Source organism: Streptosporangium sp. OZ121 (assembly GCF_051918885.1).
Lineage (GTDB): Bacteria > Actinomycetota > Actinomycetes > Streptosporangiales > Streptosporangiaceae > Streptosporangium.
This window is the reverse complement of record NZ_JBPXMC010000028.1, coordinates 21,679-37,678: the sequence shown is the minus strand read 5'-3', so window position 1 is coordinate 37,678 and position 16,000 is coordinate 21,679. Positions and strand designations below refer to the sequence as shown.

At 71.7% G+C, this 16,000-nt stretch carries 12 protein-coding genes; 6 read left to right on the top strand and 6 right to left on the bottom strand.

Going from position 1 to position 16,000, the window contains the following annotated elements; all coding sequences use genetic code 11:
- The first annotated feature begins 58 nt into the window (after positions 1 to 58).
- Complete coding sequence (locus ACTOQ1_RS34370) at positions 59 to 1,444, top strand: salicylate synthase (RefSeq protein ID WP_440072138.1); 1,386 nt, start codon at positions 59 to 61, stop codon at positions 1,442 to 1,444.
- Positions 1,445 to 1,544: 100 nt separating this feature from the next.
- On the opposite strand, the gene ACTOQ1_RS34365 is transcribed toward ACTOQ1_RS34370, so the two are convergent.
- Together ACTOQ1_RS34365 and panD are read right to left on the bottom strand one after the other, a co-directional pair.
- The gene (locus ACTOQ1_RS34365; protein WP_440072137.1) at positions 1,545 to 3,200 is read right to left on the bottom strand and encodes a (2,3-dihydroxybenzoyl)adenylate synthase; all 1,656 of its coding nucleotides are present in this window, start codon (positions 3,198 to 3,200) and stop codon (positions 1,545 to 1,547) included.
- A gap of 3 nt (positions 3,201 to 3,203) precedes the next feature.
- A complete protein-coding gene (panD, locus tag ACTOQ1_RS34360; RefSeq protein WP_440072136.1) occupies positions 3,204 to 3,611 on the bottom strand; it encodes an aspartate 1-decarboxylase in 408 nt (135 codons plus the stop codon).
- 78 nt (positions 3,612 to 3,689) lie between these two features.
- On the opposite strand from panD, the gene entS reads away from it, so the two are divergent.
- The 5 genes from entS (at position 3,690) to ACTOQ1_RS34335 (ending at position 8,917) form a co-directional block, all read left to right on the top strand.
- Positions 3,690 to 4,946 carry an enterobactin transporter EntS gene (gene entS / locus ACTOQ1_RS34355; RefSeq protein ID WP_440072135.1) on the top strand — a complete coding sequence of 419 codons (1,257 nt, stop codon included), beginning with the start codon at positions 3,690 to 3,692 and terminating at the stop codon, positions 4,944 to 4,946.
- A 216-nt stretch (positions 4,947 to 5,162) separates the two neighbouring features.
- Positions 5,163 to 5,624 carry a hypothetical protein gene (locus ACTOQ1_RS34350; RefSeq protein ID WP_440072134.1) on the top strand — a complete coding sequence of 154 codons (462 nt, stop codon included), beginning with the start codon at positions 5,163 to 5,165 and terminating at the stop codon, positions 5,622 to 5,624.
- Between the two features lie 745 nt (positions 5,625 to 6,369).
- Positions 6,370 to 6,942 carry a hypothetical protein gene (locus ACTOQ1_RS34345; protein ID WP_440072133.1) on the top strand — a complete coding sequence of 191 codons (573 nt, stop codon included), beginning with the start codon at positions 6,370 to 6,372 and terminating at the stop codon, positions 6,940 to 6,942.
- A gap of 202 nt (positions 6,943 to 7,144) precedes the next feature.
- Complete coding sequence (locus ACTOQ1_RS34340) at positions 7,145 to 7,567, top strand: DUF6924 domain-containing protein (protein ID WP_440072132.1); 423 nt, start codon at positions 7,145 to 7,147, stop codon at positions 7,565 to 7,567.
- Positions 7,568 to 7,984: 417 nt separating this feature from the next.
- Positions 7,985 to 8,917 carry a PLP-dependent cysteine synthase family protein gene (locus ACTOQ1_RS34335; RefSeq protein WP_440072131.1) on the top strand — a complete coding sequence of 311 codons (933 nt, stop codon included), beginning with the start codon at positions 7,985 to 7,987 and terminating at the stop codon, positions 8,915 to 8,917.
- A gap of 233 nt (positions 8,918 to 9,150) precedes the next feature.
- Here the strand turns inward: ACTOQ1_RS34335 and ACTOQ1_RS34330 are convergent, their stop codons facing one another.
- From ACTOQ1_RS34330 to ACTOQ1_RS34315, 4 genes are all read right to left on the bottom strand, one after another.
- A complete protein-coding gene (locus tag ACTOQ1_RS34330; protein WP_440072130.1) occupies positions 9,151 to 10,224 on the bottom strand; it encodes a hypothetical protein in 1,074 nt (357 codons plus the stop codon).
- 45 nt (positions 10,225 to 10,269) lie between these two features.
- Positions 10,270 to 13,740: a non-ribosomal peptide synthetase gene (locus ACTOQ1_RS34325; protein ID WP_440072129.1), complete on the bottom strand. Its 3,471-nt coding sequence runs from the start codon at positions 13,738 to 13,740 to the stop codon at positions 10,270 to 10,272.
- A gap of 157 nt (positions 13,741 to 13,897) precedes the next feature.
- Entirely contained in the window at positions 13,898 to 14,926 is a 1,029-nt protein-coding gene (locus ACTOQ1_RS34320; protein ID WP_440072128.1) for a FecCD family ABC transporter permease, read from the bottom strand.
- Positions 14,923 to 15,942 carry a FecCD family ABC transporter permease gene (locus ACTOQ1_RS34315; RefSeq protein WP_440072127.1) on the bottom strand — a complete coding sequence of 340 codons (1,020 nt, stop codon included), beginning with the start codon at positions 15,940 to 15,942 and terminating at the stop codon, positions 14,923 to 14,925. Before ACTOQ1_RS34315 ends, ACTOQ1_RS34320 begins: the two co-directional genes overlap by 4 nt.
- Positions 15,943 to 16,000 lie beyond the last annotated feature (58 nt).

The window sequence follows — 16,000 nt, the reverse complement described above, 5'->3', positions numbered from 1 at the left end:
CAGAGGGGTGGGTTCGTTGTCCTTTGGTGTCCGCACGGATGAGAAACGCGCGGAGGTAGTGGTAGAGAGCGCCGCCGACCCGTTGCTTCTGGTCACCCGCCTGGCCGGGTCCGGGCTGTTCGACGACTACACCGTGTACGAGCGACCGGGCCTGTGGACCTTCGCGGGCGGGGTGGCGGGCGAGGTGATCCTCGAACCCGGAGTCGTGCGCAGCCGCTGGCTGGACGGCCCGTCCCTGACCTCCGCGACCTCGATGGACCCGCTGGAGTCGCTCGTCTCGCTCGGCTCGCTCGGCTCGCTCGACTCGGTGAACTCGGCGGACTCGGTGAACTCGTTCGACTCGGTGGACGAGCCGTGGTCCGGCCGTCCGGCCGCGGCGCTGGAGGCGGCGTTGCGGGCCGCCCCGTGGCCGGTCTGGAACGCCTACGGCTGGATCGCGTTCGAGTTCGCCGCGCTCACCCCGGCGGGCAGGCTCGCCCACCTGGTCGTGCCGCGCACCGAGGTGCGCATCGAGGCGGGACGCGCGCTGGTGGTGAGCGTGGACCCCGACGAGGCGGAGCGGGTCGCCGAGCTGCTGTCCGGCCGGGGCGGTGTGCCCAGGCCACCGGCACCGGCGCCGTCGCCGGTCGACGTGCGCCCCGGCGGCGACGTGTACCGGTCGCGGGTCGCCCAGGCGATCTCCGAGATCGACGCCGGGCTCTACGAGAAGGTCATCGTCTCCCGGCGGCTGCCGATCCCGTTCCCCGTCGACGTCGTCGCGACGTACGCGTGCGGCCGGGCCGCCAACACCCCGGCCCGCTCCTTCCTCCTCGATCTGGACGGCTTCCAGTCCGCCGGGTTCAGTCCCGAGGTGCTGGTGAGCGTCGACGGGCACGGCACGGTGACGACCCAGCCGCTGGCCGGTACGCGGGCCTTCGGCCGGGGCGAGGACGTGGACTCGGAGACCCGCCGCGAGCTGGAGAACGACCCCAAGGAGATCTTCGAGCACGCGGTGTCCGTACGCGCCTCGCAGGACGAGCTGTACCGGGTGTGCGCGCCCGGCACGGTCCGGGTCACCGGTTTCATGACGGTGAAGGAGCGCGGCAGCGTGCAGCACCTGGGATCGAGTGTCAGCGGCGAGCTGTCCCCCGGCCGCACCGGCTGGGACGCGCTCGACGCGCTGTTTCCCGGCGTGACCGCCTCCGGCATCCCCAAGACGGGGGCGATCGACGCGATCGCCCGGCTGGAGGAGCCCAGGGGCCTGTACGCCGGGGCCGTCCTGACCGTCTCCCAGGACGGTGCGATGGACGCCGCCCTGGTGCTGCGCGCCGTCTACAGCGAGAACGGCCGGGCCTGGCTGCGGGCCGGCGCCGGCATCGTGTCCGGTTCGACGCCCGAGCGGGAGTACGAGGAGACCTGCGAGAAGCTCTCCAGCATCGCCCCGTACGTGGTCCCGCGCGCCTGAGGGAACGCCACCCGGCGTTCCCCGCACACCGTCCGCCGTCCGCAGTCCGCCCTCACGCGCCCTCCCCGCACGTGAGGGCGGACCTCCCGCGCGAAGGCGCTCAGCGCAGGCTCGCGACGAGCTCCTTCTTGCTGATCTTGCCGACCGGGGTGCGGGGGAAGGTCTCGACCAGCTCGACGCGGTCGGGCCACTTGTATCCCGCCACGCCGCGCTCCTTGAGGAACCGCTTGATCTCCCGGAGGGTCGGCGCCTGGTCCCGGACGATCAGGAAGGCGCAGGTCCGCTCCCCCATCACCGGGTCCGGGGTGCCGACCACGGCGGCGTCGTGCACCGCGGGATGGGCCAGCAGGTGGTTCTCCAGCTCCTCGGCGGAGATCTTGTCACCACCCCGGTTGATCTGGTCCTTGTCGCGGCCCTCCACGACGAGGTGGCCGGAGGGGAGCACCCGCACCAGGTCTCCGGTCCGATAGAAGCCGTCGGGGGTGAAGGACCGCGCGTTGTGCTCGGGCGCGCGGTAGTAACCGCGCAGGGTGTACGGGCCGCGGGTGAGCAGCTCGCCGACCTCGCCGGGGGCGACCTCGGCACCGTCGGAGTCGACCACGAGGATCTCGTCGGCCGGGGACAGCGGCCTGCCCTGCGTGGTGTCGACCAGCTCGCGGGGGTCGTCCAGCCGGGTGTAGTTGAGCAGCCCCTCGGCCATGCCCAGCACCTGCTGCACCGCGCAGCCCAGCACGCCGGGAACCTGCGCGGCCCGCTCGGCGGCGAACTTGGCCCCGCCCACCTGCAGCAGCCGGAGCGACGACAGGTCCTCGCTCGACCAGGGCGCCTCCTCCAGCCAGAGCAGCGCGATGGGGGGCACCACCGCGCACACCGTCGCCCGCTCCCGCTCGATGAGCGGGAACGCCTCGTCGGGTGACCCGGAGGGCGCCAGGACGACGGTGCCACCCTTGGCGAACACCCCCAGCACACCCGGGCAGGCGAGCGCGAAGTTGTGCGCGACCGGGAGCACCACGAGGTAGACCGTCTCGCGGGTGAAGCCGCAGACCTCGGCGCTGGCCTCCAGGTTGTAGACGTAGTCGCGGTGGGTGCGCGGGATCAGCTTCGGCAGCCCGGTGGTGCCGCCGGAGAGCAGGAACACCCCCACGTCGGCCGGATCGGGCCGCTCGTACGACACGGGACCCGCGCCGGCCCCGTGACCGGAGCCGAGCGCGGGACCGGAGCCGGGATCGAGGCCGGGATCGAGGCCGGGGTCGAGCGCGGGATCGAGGCCTGGATCGAGGTCGGCCAGGGCGGTGAACTCCTGGGCGTCCCCGTCCACCACGACGTGCTCCACGGCCAGCGAGCGGGCCAGCTCGCGGTAGTCGAACCCGCCATGCACGTCGGGGATGACGTACGCCCTGGCCTCGCTCAGCTCGCACAGGTAGCCGATCTCGCTGCTGCGGTGCGCGGGCAGGGCGAGCACCGGGGCGGCGCCGATCCTGACCAGGGCGAGGAAGACGACGACGAAGGAGGCGGTGTTGGGCAGCTGCACCACGACACGGTCACCGCGCCGGACGCCCAGCCGCGCGAAACCGGCCGCGGCGCGTTCGGCGCGGCGGTCCAGCTCGGCGTAGGTCAGCCGTTCCTTCCCGGCCACGAGCGCGGTCCGCTCGGGGTCGCCACCGCGCAGCACGTCGCCGAGCAACCGGTCGCTCCAGTAGCCCTCGGCGAGGTAGCGCGCCGCGAACTCCTCCGGCCAGGGGGTGAATCCTTCCACGGGTCACCGCCCCGCGATCTGGGCCACCGCGCCCGCGACCGGCTCGGCCGGGTCGGTTCCGAGCGCGACGACGCGGTTGGCGCCGTCCACGTGGACGACCCTGGGCCGGTGCGCCCGCGCCTCCGCGTCGTCGAAGTTCCCGTACGAGATGACGATGACCAGGTGCCCGGGGTGGATCAGGTGGGCCGCCGCGCCGTTGACGCCGATGACCCCGCTGCCCGCCTCGCCGGTGATCGCGTAGGTGACCAGGCGGGCGCCGTTGTCGATGTCGACGACATGGACCTGCTCGCCCTCGACGATGTCGGCGGCGGCCATCAGCTCGGCGTCGATCGTCAGGGAACCCACGTAGTGCAAATCCGCCTGGGTCACGGTGGCACGGTGGATTTTTCCGTTCATAAGGACCCGCTGCACTGGTCTGTCCTCTTTCCCTAAGGTCAACTAAGGTAAGCCTCACCTTATCCACTCTGCCCGTCGAGGAGAACCCCGAAGATGCTGCGCCGTCTGGCCATGGACATCAGCCCGCTCCGGACCAGCAGAGCCTTCCGCGACGTGTTCGTGGCGCGCACCGTGTCGGTTTTCGGCATCGGCATGCTGATGGTCGCGGTGCCCGTGCAGGTCTACGCGATGACCGGCTCGACCGTGCACGTCGGCGCGGTCTCCTCGGCCGAGGGCTTCGCGCTGCTCGCGGGCTTCCTGTGGGGCGGCGTGCTTGCCGACCGGCATGACCGGCGCCGGTTGATGCTGGTCGCGCGCACCGCGGCCGGCATCGGCTTCGCGCTGCTGACGCTGAACGCCTTCCTGCCCTCCCCCTCGCTGGCGGCCGTCTACGTGCTCGCCGCCTGGGACGGGCTGGCGACCGGCGTGAGCGTCACCGCGCTGCTGGCCGCGACACCCGCCCTGGTCCCCACCGACAAGCTGGTCGCGGCGGGCGCGCTCAACGCGCTGACCGTACGGCTCGGCTCGATGCTCTCCCCCGCGCTCGGCGGCCTGACCGTGTCGGCGTTCGGCGTCGGCTGGAACTACGCGGCCGCGGCCGTGGGAACGCTGGCCACCCTCGGCCTGCTGACGAGGTTGCCCGCCCTGAAACCGGTCGCCGCGGTCACGGAGAACCCGCTGAGGGCGATCGCCTCGGGGCTGCGGTTCGTGGCCTCGCACCGCGTGGTCGGCTCTCTCATGCTGCTCGGCCTGCTGTTCATGGTGGCGGGCGGCATCCCGGTGCTCATGCCCGCGTTCGCGACCCTGCAGCTGGGCGGCGGCCCGGCCACGATCGGCCTGCTCTACGCCGCGCCCGCCTGCGGCGCGGTGCTCGGCTCGGTCACCAGCGGCTGGGCCGGGCGGTCGCGCGCGCCGGGCAGGGCACTGCTCGTCGCGTCGGTCTGCGGCTTCGCGCTCCTCGCCTGCCTCGGGCTGGCGACCCATCCCGCGCTCGCCGTCGCGATCCTCTTCGGGTACGGCCTGGTCGCGTCCATCGAGGAGATCCTCCGCTACGGCCTCATCCAGGCGCACACCCCCGACGGCTACCTCGGCCGGGTGAACGCGCTGTGGGCCGCCCAGGAGACCGGTGGCGAGGCCGTCGGCGCACTCGGCGCGGGCGCGCTCGGCCGCTACCTGGCGCCCGGCACCGCGATCGTCGTGTACGGCGCGGCCAGCGCCGCCCTGGCCCTCGCCCTCGCCCTCACGCTCACCGGCCTGCGCGGCGCGACCCTGCGGGCCGAGCCGCAGGACGCCGAGCCGCAGGAGAAGTAGTCCCGGGACGCCCGGCCCCGGAAACGCCGGGGCGCCCCGGCGGAACCGTCGAAGGCGGTGCGACGGAACGGCTGGAAAAACGGCCGCCTCTGTCAGATGGTGAGGAGTAACAGCAAACCCGCCATATCCCCGCTGACGTACGGCCACCGGCGACGCCCGGCCGGCGAGCCATCGCCGGTCCCGGGAGGAGTCCGGAGGAACGACGAGAGGAAGACCATGGCCCAGACGGCCCAGACGACCGTCGCCCTCCTGCTGTTCGCCGCCCTGACCGGTGGCACGGCACCGGCGCAGTCCGGCCTGACACCGGCGGAGACACGGACGGAGACACGGACGGAGACACGGACGGCTGTCCTCGCGCCGGTCGCGGCCGCCGCCCCTGTGACGGGCGCCGCCGCGCGGGGGAAGACCGCCGCTCCGAATCTCCGCGCGTGCTACGACGGGAAGTGCAACCTCACCCTTTCGAAGGCGGTGCGCTTCCGGGTCAGTCCCCGGTTCGGCGTGACCCGGCTGTCCATCTCCTTCAACCGGACCTCCGTGCGGGTGCGGGCCACCGGCCCCGGGGTGACCTCGCAGGCGGTGCTCGGCCTCCGCTCGACGGGGTCGGTCAACGGCATCGGCATACGGGTGGTGTCGCTCTCCCGCGGCAAGGCGGTGTTGAAGCTCTCCCCCAGACGCTGACTCGGGAAGCCGGCGCGAGCGAGGCGGCAGGTATGCGGTCCCGCTGTCCCCGTACACCCGTTCGACGGCGCCGCCCCTGGACCGAACGGGGTGGCGTGGCTGTGGCGCGACTGTGGCGCAACCGGTGCGGGCGCAGGCGGGCAGGCCGGCGTCCATGCCGGCGGCGCGGACCACGCCGGTGATGCCGTCGACCGGCGGCCGGCCGCGCTGACCGGCCCACAGTCCTTCGCCGACCGCGTCCGCCAGGACCGGCCGCGCGCGTCCAGCGGCTCGGCGCGCACCGACGACCAGGCCGTCAGGCGTTCACGAGCCGAGACCGGCAGTGGGAGGGTACGCACCGTCCAGATGCACGCCGAACGCGGCCGACGCCACCTCCGCGGCGGTGGCCACCGCCCCCGACTCAAGACCCGGCCGGATCGCCACCGCGTTGCCCGCTTCGGAGCCACCCCGGTCGTCAACCGGATTGCCGGTTCGGTAGGTGTCAAGTCAAATGCGACAGGGAGTCTGCTGATCTGATCGCTAGGCGACCTCTTCCGCTGGGCAAGGAGATCGAGGGTCTCGCGGCTGCAGGTGGTCACGAGTTGTCGCTCTCCGTGCTCTCGGAGATCATTGCCAAGAGCGCGAAACCTTTCGAAAGCTCAAGCAGTGGCGAGCCATCGTCACCCGCTTCGACAAGCTCGCCAGTCGCTATCTCGCGGGCGTACGCCCCTGAAGATCACGGCCGACCCGGCGCTAGGATGACGCCGTGATCAACAAGCCACCAGGATGGGGCTACCACGCTGCTACCGTGATCACCACCCTCGTCATTGCCTGGTGGGTGAGCGTCCCCTTCAGCTACGCCGAATCAGGCGTGGCAGTAATCTTCGCTCTGGTGCCGCTGGTGTTGTACTGGGCTGTCCGCCTCATCGTGGCGTTGATACATGACGCCACCGCAGTATGGCGCCGAATCCTCGGTTGGCTCCCCTTGCCCCTGATCGTCTTGGTGCTGTGGGCTGCCGTCGACGCCGACCTGCCCTTCAAAACGCGCTTCGCCCTCTCCCAGTCCAGCATGGAGCGCTTCGCCCAGGACGTCCTCCGCGGCGGCACGCAAGGCCTTCCCGTCTGCGCGTGGACAGGACTCTTTCCGGTATGTGGCCACGTCATCGCCGAGGAGAACGAACCTACCGGCGTCGAACTACAGATCAACGAGTGGCTGATCGCGGGCTCGCGCTGCTTCGTGTGGGCGTCTCACGGCCAACCGCGTGCTGAGGACTACGAATACGGGCTCAGGCATCTGACGGGTTCCTGGTGGGGCTGTCGAGGGTGGGACGGCTGGTAATCGACTATCGGTCTCGACATCTCGACACGCGCAGCGGACGACATGACGACTCCTCATAGGTCACACGTGGTGACCATCGGAAAGAGCTCCGGGAAGAATTCGCGACAGTTGAATAAGCGACCTCACCAGTAAACTGCCACTACGGACACTACGGTCGTCGGTGAGCTCGCGGAGCCACTGGCATTGCCTCGAAGATCGTCAGATGGACATGTTACCCAAAGTCGACGCCCTGCTCGTGGTGCGTACCGACTTCTCTGACCAGGAACGATGGCAGGCCGTACGAAACTCGCTCGGCGACATCGACAAGGACGGTTGGGCAAAGGAGTTCTCGGGCCAGGTGAAGGTCGTCGAGGACCCCGCCTATCAAGGCCTCACCGCGCAGCAGATCCTCGCCCTGCTTCCGGACGGCTACCAGGACCCGATCCTCGTCATCGCCGACAAAGTCACCGTCGATTCGCAGGAGATGCCGTTCCTGGTCATCGAGCTGGAATTCACATGGGAGATGCGCGTCATCCCCTCCGAGATCCCCGGGATTCACGCCAACCTCTCCATTGCCAACATGGACTTCGGCGAGTTCGCCGAGAGCGCCGACGCGGACGGCGTCTTCCGCGGGTTCCACGACTGAACCGCCACGCCTCCGGGGAGCACGGAACGTCGCCAGTAAGGCCCAGGGGGACGACAACTCGCAACAGTTGAATAGACGAGCCCACCAGTAGGACCCTCAGCTGGGACGGGGTGACATAGAGGTACGTAGCGAGCATCGTGACCTGTGAGAACAGGCTCCGGGTCGTTATCGTGGCGCGAGATGCCGGGGTAATCCCGAGACGTTCGACTCCGAGACCCCTGCCCGTGCCGGCCAGGAGCAGGCAGCCCGTCACCGTGGGATGACCTGAGGCGATAGGGCTTAGCGTTACTTTTCGTACCGATGTTCCTCAGCCCCCGATGCGACGTTCGTAGCGGTTCAAAAAATTGAACTGGATGCGGCGTGCGATCGGCCAGACGATCGAAGCGCAGCACGGACACCGAAAGGAACTAATGGATCATGGACAGTGACAGCAGCGTACTGACGGCGATTGGAAACACGCCACTGGTGAGACTGCGCAGGGTCGTGCCGGCCGGATGCGCGGAGATCTTCGTCAAGGTGGAGGGCCAGAACCCGACGGGGAGCATGAAGGATCGAATGGCCCAGTCAATGATCACGAGAGCCGAGGGCGATGGGCGGCTAAGGCCCGGTGACACCGTCGTCGAGTACACGGGGGGCAGTACCGGCGCCTCCCTCGCTCTGGTGTGCGCGGCCAAGGGCTACCGTCTGCGGATTGTCAGCTCTGATGCCTTCAGCGAGGACAAGCTGATCCAAATGGCGGCGCTCGGCGCGGAGCTCACCCTCGTGCCCAGCGAGAACGGGCTGATCACCAAGGCCCTCATCCAGGGCATGATCGAAACCGCCCGGGAGTTCAGCCGACAACCGCGCACGTACTGGACCGATCAGCTGAACAATACTGACAGCATCGTCGGCTACTACCCCATGGGCGAGGAGATTTGGCAGCAGACAGGGGGACGAGTCGATGCATTCGTCCACTCGATCGGGACGACGGCCTCACTTCGCGGAGCGACGACTCCCCTCAAGCGTCACAATCCAGCGCTTCGAGTCGTCGCGGTAGAACCAGCGGAGTCCGCGGTGCTCTCCGGCGGCCAGCCCGGCGCACACCGCATCGAAGGCATTGGCATCGGCTACCTTCCGCCGATGTGGGATCCCACCCTTCCGGATGACATCGTTCCCATCTCCACCGCCGACGCCGAGGAGATGGCCAGGCGTCTGGCTCGGGAAGAGGGGTTGTTCGCCGGGACGTCGTCCGGAGCGAATGTCCTCGCCGCCATCCAGCTCGGGCAGCGGCTGGGGCCGCGGGCCAGGGTCGCGACCCTGCTGGTCGACTCGGGGCTGAAGTACCTCAGCACCAAGGTGTACCAACGCTGATCGAGGCTCTTCCTGCGGTTGCGTCCGCGGAGGCGGTGTACGAGTTTTCCCAGGTAGAAGGCGTGGTGCCGTGAAACGAGGACGGCCATCGCGTGATCCTTCAGGTTGCTAAACCAAGATCGAAGGAGTACGGGGCGATGGCCGTACCCGACAGTGTGGACCCCGCGAGCCGGACCTGTCCGGACACGTACTCGACCTTGAGGGTGCTGTTGAACGCCTCGGCCGCTGCCGAGTCAGCGGCCGTGAGCCCAGATCAAACCGCCGCGGCCGGAAGATGCCGCGCCGACCGCCCAGACGGAACCGCTCTCCGGCTGGACGGCGAGGTCACGGACGAACGCGTTCTGGTTCGGCGGAGCCGGAAAGGCGCCCGGCTCGACGCTGTCGGCGCCGATGTGCAGAAACCCGCTGCCCCCGCCCTTGGCGTCGTAGACGACCCAGGCCCCGCCTCTGCCGTCGGGCTCCGCCTGGGCGCGCGGCTGGATGCCCGGTTCACCACGGACCTCGAAGCTGAAGCCGCCCAGATAGCCCGACAGCAGCAAAGTCTCGCCGCAGAAGGAGTGCTTCGCACCGCCGCACGGCCAGGCGACCCAGCCGACGGCCATCACCCGGCCGGTCTCACCGTCGACCGCGACATCCGTCAACTCCGAGATCTGGTTCGAGCGCGCGGACGGAATCGCGGGAAGCGCGACCGTGCGCCAGGCCGTACCTGTCCAGCGGGCCAGAGCCGCCGTGCCCCGCACCGAGCCCGCCGCCCACTTGCCGTCGAGTCCTTTGACCACGATCGGCGTGTCGACCTTGCGCCACACCGACCCGGCCAGGCGCCGCAGCGTGGACCGCGCCTTCCACCCGGCGTCACCGGCCGCGGGGAACGTGTTCGAGTTCTCGATGACCCACAGGTTCTTGCCGATGGCGTACGCCCGATCCACCCGGCCATGGCGCCATCGCTCGGCCTGCCAGCGCCTGCCGTCCCACCGGGCGTACCGCGACGCGCCGAACGCCCAGACCCTGGTGTCGGACGCCGACGTCAGCCGCTTCACCCGGAAGCCCGGCCCGGTGACCCGCTTGAAGGTGGACCGGCCGCCCTTGAGCAGGAGCGACTCGGTGCGACTCGATCCGCGATCCGGGCGCCTCGTCCCGGCGACCCAGACCGCCCCGCCCGGCGTCACCGTCACCGCGTCGTAGGAGTCACGGCGGTGGTCATGGACGATGCTCCACCGACCGGCCGGTGCCACGGCGTGGGCGGCGGCAGGCCCGGTGGCGACGAAAAAGGCGATGGCCGCAGCGGTGCCGCGAAACAGCATTCCCATACGGGTGAGACGCGCCCTTCAGCGGAAAAGTTTGCAAACGAAGTACTACTGGCCGGGCTCTCCGGCGCCCAGGCGTTCGGTGAGCTCGTCCTCGGACATGCCCTCGACCATGAGCCAGATCTCGGCGACCGCCTCCAGCCTGCCGGGGGTCTCCTCGAGCTCGGTGAACCGCCGGGCGACGCGTGACACGGTCCGCTCGGTGAACAGCGCGCGCAGCGGGAGCGAGGAGGCGTCGAGCGCCTCGCGCAGCCGCGCGATGACGGTGGTGGCCAGCACCGAGTCGCCGCCGAGCGCGAAGATGTCGTCGTGCGCGCCGACCCTCGGCACGCCGAGCACCTGGCCGACGACCCGGGCCAGCACCCGCTCCAGCGCGCTGCCCGGGGCGGTGTAGGGCGCGCCCGCCTCCCCGGCCGCCGCGGCGACGAGGGCGGCGAGCGCCCTGCGGTCCACCTTGTTGTTCGCGGTGAGCGGCAGCGCGTCCAGGGTCACCAGCAGGTCCGGGACCATGTGCGGGGGCAGCAGCTCCCGTACGTGGGCGAGCAGTTCCTCGGTCCCGGTCTCCCCCGCCTCCTCGGCGAGCACGACCGCGGCGGCCAGCCGCGAGTCGGCGAGCAGGCCGACGGCGCGGCGCACCCGGGGGTGGTTCTCCAGCGCGGTCTCGACCTCGCCGAGCTCGATCCGGAACCCGCGCACCTTCACCTGGTGGTCGCGCCGCCCGAGGAACTCCAGCGTGCCGTCGGGCCGGTAGCGGGCCATGTCCCCGGTCCGGTACCAGCGGGTGCCCTCGTGGACGACGAAACGGTCGGCGGTGCGCTCGGCGTCGCCGCTGTAGCCGTCCGCGACACCCGCGCCGCCGATCCACAGCTCGCCCTGCGCCCAGTCGGGGCGGTCGCGCCCGGCCTCGTCCACGACCCGGCAGGCCACCCCGCGCAGCGGCACGCCGTACGGGATCGCCGTCCAGTCGGCGGGCACCTCGCCGTCGACCTCGATCACGGTCGAGTGGATGGCGGTCTCCGTCGTGCCGCCGAGCGCGACGAACCTGGCCCCCGGCGAGCGTTCCCGCAGCAGCGCGGGCAGGTGCGTGCCGACCCAGTCGCCGCCGAGCAGGACCAGCCGCAGGCTGGGCGCGGGGCCGGTCCGCAACAGCATCTCCAGCACCGACGGCACGCAGTTCAGCACGGTCACCGACCACCGCCCGGCCAGCTCGGCCCAGCGGGTGGCGTCACGGCGGTCGTCCTCCAGGGGGATCGCCACGGCGCCCCCGCGGGACCAGAGGGCGAACAGGTCGAACACCGACAGGTCGAAGTCGAGGGCCGACACCGCGAGCGACACGTCCCCCTCACCGATCGAGAACCGTTCGACCAGGTCGCCGATCGTGTTCATCGCGGCCCGGTGCGAGACCTCGACGCCCTTGGGCTCCCCGGTCGAGCCCGAGGTGAACAGCACGTAGCCGACCTGGCCGGGGGGGACGGGCACCGGCCCGTCCAGCGGCGCGGGGTGCGTCACGGCCGAGGTGAGCGAGACCGCGACCCCGGCCGTCTTGAGGATCCTCTCCCGCCGGGCGGCGGGCTGCCCCGCCCCGACGGGCACGTACGCGGCCCCGGCCGCCAGCGTGCCGAGCACCGCCACGGCCTGGTCGGGCCCCTTGGGCAGCTCGACGGAGACCCGGTCTCCCGGCCGCACCCCCCGCTCCACGAGATGAGCCGCGACGCGCAGGGCGCGGTCGGCCAGCTCGCCGTACGTGAGCGTGCCGCCGGTGCCGTCGTCACCGGTGCCCCAGTGCAGCGCCGGGAGGTCGGGGGTGCGCCGCGCCCGCGCGAAGAACTCCTCGTGCAGCGTCCGCGCGGGCAGCGCCGGCTGGGCGTTGAGCTCGTGCCGCAGGCGCAGCTGGTGCGGCGAGGCGCCGATCCGCAGCGGCTCGGCCCAGTCGGCGTCCGCCGCGCCGAGGCGGGTGATCGCGCCCGTGTAGGCGGCGAACATCGCGTCGGCGACGCCGTCGGGGAAGGCGGGGTCGCGCACGTCCCAGTTCAGCAGCAGCCCGCCGGAGACCTCGGTGACCTGCGCGTCGAGGAGCACCTGCGGCCCCTGGGAGATGATCCACTCCGGCTCTCCGAAGCTGCGCCGCGCCCGGTCGCCGAACAGCTCGCCGAGATTGAGCGCGCTGGTGTAGACGATCGGCGCGAGCACCTGCTCGCCCCGTGCCCGCGACAGGTCGCGCAGCACCTCCAGGCCGGAGTAGTCGCTGTGCTCTCCGGCCGTGTGCAGCAGCGCCTGCAGCTCGCGGGCGCGCTCGGCGAACGGCAGCTCCCGCGACAGGTCGGCCTCCAGCAGGATGGAGCCGGTGAAGTCGCCGACCAGGGCGTCCACGTCGGGGTGGATCGGCTCGCGGTGGAACAGCGGCAGGTTCAGCAGGAAGCGCGGGGTCGCCGACCAGGCGCCCATCACCTCGGCGAAGACGGCGGCGAGCGCCATCGCGGGGGTGACGCCCTCCCGGTGGGCGCGGGCGATCAGCCGCTGTTTGTCCTCGGGGGCGAGCCAGTGGTGCTTGCGGACGACCCGGTCGCCCGGCTGCGGCACGACCGGCAGCTCCGGTGGCCCGGACAGCTCGCCGAGCCGCTCGCCCCACCAGCGCCGGTCACGGGCGCGGGCCTCGGCGCGCGGGTCGGCGTCGAGGTAGCGCGCGTAGCTGTAGCCGATCGGCGGCAGGCTCTCGCCCTCGTACAGCGCCGCCAGGTCGGCCAGCAGGGTGCGGTAGCTCATCGCGTCGGCGGCGACCATGTCGACGTCCAGGTGCAGCCGCGCCGCGCCGGACGGCAGCAGGCTCAGCCGCGCGTCGAAGACGCGGCCCGTCTCGATGGGGAGCCGCTGGGTGGACATCTCGGCGCGCAGCCGTTCCAGCTCCTCGCCGGGATCCGGCACGGCGCGCAGGTCGTGCACCGTGACGGCGGGTCCGGGCCGCTCCGGCAGGATGCGCTGGGTCCCGTCGTCGGAGATCGCGGCCCGCAGCATCGGATGCCGCTCGACGAGCGCCACGACGGCCGCCTCCAGCCGGGCGGGGTCGATCTCGCGTCCGTCGAGTTCCACGTAGAGGTGCGCGGCGACGGAGCCGAGCGACTGGCCGGAGTCGCGGCCGATCCAGTAGGCGTGCTGCATGAGCGCGAGGGGGAACGGCCCGTCGTCCGGCTCCGCGGCTTCCCGCCGCGTACCGGGGCCGGCGCCGGGAGCGCCGTCGAGGACGGAGCCGGGGCTGGGGGCGGAGTCAGGGCCGGGGGTGGGGGCAGGAAGCGGATGCGGTGCGATGGCGCCGCGCTCGTCGAGCAGCTCCCACCACTCGGCCAGCGTGGGCCGCCGCGCGAGTTCGGCGAAGCCGACCTCGACGCCGAGGCGGCGCAGGCGGCCGGTCAGTCCCATCAGCTGGATCGAGTCCATACCCAGCTCGATGAGGTTGTCGTGCGCCTCGACCTGCTCTCCCAGCAGTTCTGTCAGCGAACGGTGCAGTTCTTCCCTGGTCAGCACGGAACTCCCCTTAAGTCAGGTAAGGCTAACCTAATTTAGGAGGGTTCGCGCGTCAACGCGCGTCCCATGACAACCCATGCGATCCCGGACGCGCGGCCCCTCGCCCCTCGGCCGGCCAGGACGTCCGGCACGCCGTCACCGCGAAACGCGAGTCCCCTCACGCCCGCCCTCTCATCCCCTCGGTCGACAGCAGCCAGACCAGGTAGACGCCGCCGAGCACCCCGGTGACCACGCCGACCGGCACCGCGACCGGCAGGTGCAGCGTCACCAGATCGCTGAACACGAGCAGCGCCGCGCCCATCAGCGCGGCCGGTACGAGCTGCGTACCGGGCCTGCCGGTGAGCCCGCGCGCCAGCTGCGGCGCGGCCAGCGCGACGAACGGGACCGGCCCCACCGCCGCGGTCGCCACCGCCACCAGCCCCACCCCGACCACCACGAGCGCGGCACGCGTCCCCTGGACCGGCACGCCGAGCGCCTGCGCCGCGTCGTCCCCGAGCTCGCCCATCCGCAACCGCCTCCCGAGGGCCAGCACGACCGGTACGAGCACCGCCACGGCCACGGCGAGCGGCCACGCGTGCTGCCAGCCCCTGCCGTTCAGGCTGCCGGTGAGCCAGAACGCCGCCTCGTACGCCTCGCGCAACTCGGCGCGGGTGACGAGGTAGGCGTTGAGCGCCTCGAGCATCGCGGCCGCGGCGACCCCCACCAGGACCAGCCGGTAGCCGTGCACCCCGCCCCGGTAGGCGACCAGGTAGACGGCGAGCGCGGTCAGCACCGCGCCGAGGACGGAACTGGCCGCGATGGCGACGGCGCCGCCGCCGACGACCAGGATCTGCAGCAGCGCGCCGGTGGCCGACCCCGTGGTGAACCCGATGATGTCGGGGCTGCCCAGCGGGTTGCGGGTGATGCTCTGGAAGACGGCCCCGCTCAGGCCGAGCGCCGCACCGGCGAGCAGGCCGGTGATCGCCCTGGGCAGGCGCAGCGTGAGCACGATGAACTCCGTGGCCCGGTCCCCCTGCCCGGTCAGCGCCCCCACCACCTCGGTGAAGGAGATGGGGAACTCACCGCTGCCGACCACGGACACGGCCGCCCCCAGGGTGGCGGCCACCAGCACGGCGCACACCGCGACGACGCGCGGCTCCCACCGCAGGGACACCGTCCCGACCCGCAGGACACGACTCGTGCTCACAGCTGGGGAACCCTTCCGCGACGGACCATCAGTGCCAGGAGGGGAGCGCCCAGGAACGCGGTGACGATGCCCGTCTCCAGCTCGCCGGGCGCCGCGACCACACGTCCCGCGATGTCGGCGGCGAGCATCAGCACCGGCGCCAGCAGCAGCGAGTACGGCAGCACCCAGCGCTGGTCGGGACCGACCAGCGCCCGGACCACGAAGGGCACCGCCAGCCCGACGAACGCGATCGGCCCCACCGCCGCCGTGGCGGCACCGCACAGCACCACGACCGCCAGCGCCCCCAGCGCGCGGGTCCGGCCCGGCCGGGCGCCCAGCGCCCGCCCCGTGTCCTCCCCGAGGGCCAGGGCGTTGAGCGGGCGCGCCAGGCAGAGCGCCAGCACCGTCCCCGCCAGCAGGAACGGGCCGATCTGGACGAAGACGGCGAGGTCGCGCCCGGACAGCGAGCCCACCTGCCAGAAACGGAAGCTGTTGAAACTGCGCGGGCTGAGCAGCATCATCCCGGCCGTCAGCGAGCTGAACACCGCGTTGATCCCGGCGCCCGCCAGGACCAGCCGCGCGGGGGTGGCACCGGAACGGCCGCGCGACCCGACCAGGTAGACCAGCAGCGCGGCTCCGGCGGCCCCGAGGAACGCCGCCCACACGTAGACGAGGACGTCGTCCACCCGGAACAGGCCGATCACCGTCACGACCGCCACCGCGGCGCCGCCGTTGACGCCGAGCAGGCCGGGTTCGGCCAGGGGGTTGCGGGTCAGTGCCTGCATGAGCGCGCCCGCCAGTCCGAGCGCCGCCCCGACGGCCACCCCCAGCAGCGTGCGCGGCAGCCGCAGCTCCTGGATGATCAGGGAGCCCTCCGAACCGTCCGGGGAGAACACTCCGGACAGGGCCTGGTCGAGCGGGACCTGCTTGGCGCCGATCACGATGCTGCCCAGCACGGCGAGCAGCAGCAGGCCGCCGAGCAGGCACAGACCGGCCAGCCGTTTGGGGAGATACGCGCTCTTTACGGGAGGAGGCACACGCTTCAAGTTAGCCTAACCTAACTGAGGTGTCGACGAACGGGCCGGGCGACGCGCA